This window comes from Candidatus Protofrankia californiensis (genome assembly GCF_900634765.1).
Classification (GTDB): domain Bacteria; phylum Actinomycetota; class Actinomycetes; order Frankiales; family Frankiaceae; genus Protofrankia; species Protofrankia californiensis.
Map to the genome: position 1 here is coordinate 13,680 of NZ_CAAAFT010000376.1, position 2,221 is coordinate 15,900.

The 2,221-nt window shown below is 66.7% G+C and carries 3 protein-coding genes; all 3 read right to left on the reverse strand.

Annotation, left to right across the window (positions count from 1 at the left end; genetic code table 11):
- A partial coding sequence (gene ctaC / locus DD1DGNOD_RS19295; protein WP_131770755.1) for an aa3-type cytochrome oxidase subunit II occupies window positions 1–819 on the reverse strand: 819 nt, incomplete at its 3' end.
- A 564-nt stretch (window positions 820–1,383) separates the two neighbouring features.
- On the reverse strand, window positions 1,384–1,668 hold the full coding sequence (locus tag DD1DGNOD_RS19300; RefSeq protein WP_131767870.1) for a type II toxin-antitoxin system RelE family toxin: 285 nt from the start codon (window positions 1,666–1,668) through the stop codon (window positions 1,384–1,386).
- Window positions 1,669–1,676: 8 nt separating this feature from the next.
- Window positions 1,677–1,967, reverse strand: coding sequence for a type II toxin-antitoxin system Phd/YefM family antitoxin (locus tag DD1DGNOD_RS19305; protein WP_241255844.1), 291 nt, complete (start codon window positions 1,965–1,967; stop codon window positions 1,677–1,679).
- Window positions 1,968–2,221 lie beyond the last annotated feature (254 nt).

Below are 2,221 nucleotides of genomic sequence, written 5' to 3' on the forward strand. Positions count from 1 at the left end.
CACCTTGACGGAGAAGTTCATCCGGTCATGGTCGACCCCACACAGCTCCGCGCAGCGACCCACGAAGGTGCCGGTCTTGGTGATCGTGAGCTGGAACTGGTTGACCCGGCCGGGGACCACATCCCGCTTGAACAGGAAGTCGGGTACCCAGAAGGAGTGGATCACGTCCGGCGAGGTTTCCACGAAGCGGATCGTCCGGCCCTGCGGGAGCACCAGGACGGCCGGCTCTCCGGGCCTGCCGGTGACCTCTATCGGGATCGTGCCGTTCTGGCCCGTGTCGAGATAGCGGAACTGCCAGTTCCAGCGGAAACCGATCACGTTGATAGTGACGTCCGGATCGGGCGGAAGCTTGTTGACCTCGATCTCGTCCCGGGCCGTGTAGTAGAACAGCCCCGCCACGATGACCAGGGGCACGACGGTGTAGAGGATCTCGACCGGCAGGTTGTACCGGACCTGCCGCGGCAGCTCGTCCGACCTCTTCCGGAACACGATGATCGCGTAGAAGATCAGACCCCAGGTGAACACACCCACGGCGAGCGCCGCGATCGAGGAGCCCTGCCACAGGTTCAGGATGCGTGGAGTCTGATCCGTCACCCCGTCGGGGAATCCGAAGTTGGGAACATCACATCCGGTCACGGTCATGACGAGCAGTGCGAAGCCGGCCGCCAGGCCCAGGCCGCGCCGCCGCGAACGGGAGCCAGCAGCGGGGCGATCAGCACCTCTCGCGCGGTTCGCGCTTCCCGCCCAGGCAGCGTCGGAGGCAGTCGCTTCCTCGACATCGGCGGGCAACGGCCGAGATCGGCCGAAGGATCGAGTCACCAGGTCCTGCCTCCCACGAATGCGCCGATCCGAGCGAACCAACCCGGTCGGCACAGGGCTCTTCGACAAGCTGTAGATGCTGCGGCAGGAGCGTATCCCAGCTACCCGTCCGGCATCACGCCAGAGCCCCATGAGGTGAGCCGTCCTGCCCGCGGAAGGCACGCCGGACAAGCCCCCGTCACCGCGAACGGCAAGCCTTCGTCACCGCGGACGGCCCGGCGAGGTACCCCTGTGACAGGCCGAATCGACTCCTCGACCGGTCGGGGCACCGCATCACAGCGAGACCGCCCTGTGGCCGGGTAGGCCGAGATGGAGGCGTCACAGGCCGCCTCAAACATAGGTTTCTGGAGCCTGGGTGGGAGCCCGCCCCACAGTGAACCTCGTGACCGTGGTGACGGGATCGCAGTCGGCCTGACGTTCCTGTTCAGATTCCGGGACGGCGTGCGGCACGAGGTCGCAGGAGGCCAACAGACTCATGCGGTGAGGGATTGGAGGCGTCCCGCGGTGCAGCCCGGGCTGGTGTGTGTCCGTGGCCCGTCCGCGCTTTCCCGGTCGGCTTGTCGGTCAGTGTGAGCGGTATGCGTCGGACCGGTGCTCGACGGCGGTGACGGTCACGATCCGGTTCTTCTCGTCGATCTCGTACAGCACCCGGTAGCTGCCGCGCCGGGCGGACCAGGTGCCCTCGTACGGCGGGAGGAGGCGTTTGCCGAGCCGGTGAGGGTTTTCCAGGAGCGTGGTCGTGATGAACTCATGGACGGCTGTCGCGATCTTCTCGGGCAACCGGCCGGCGAGAGCGTGTGCCGCGGGACCGGTGATCCGAAGGTCGAATGGCTCGCCGACCTCGCTCACGTGGCGACTCACGTCGCGCGAGGCCGCTTTGCGCCCCGAGCCCGTTTCGCCATGAACGCGGCGAGGTCCTCGGCATCGAGCACGTCGCCGGCCTCGACCGCATTGCGGGACTCCGCAAGCTGCCGCATCGTCTCCCGGCTCGCCAGCACCTCCAGCGTCTCCTCCAACGCGGCCAGATCGTCGGGGGAGACGAGGACCGCCACGACATGGCCGTGGCGGGTGATCTCCACGCGCTCGTGCGTCCGCTGGACCTCGTCGATGAGCTCTGAGAGGTGGTTACGCGCATCGGTGAACGGCATGACGGCCATGGCACCGAGCGTACTCCGAAGTGGCGTGAAGTGAAGGCAGATTGACGGCTGGATCATAACAGAACGCCAGGCAGGTCTACTCGCCGACGGTGGGACTTCCCCGGGACCGCGACGGACGCCTACGGTTCCGTCGCGAGGACATCCGGAAGATCCGCAAAGCGTGCCTTGGCGTCACGACTGAAGATGATCTGTCCGGTCTCAGCCGCATGGGCCGCATGGGCCGCATGGGCCGCGATGATCAGATC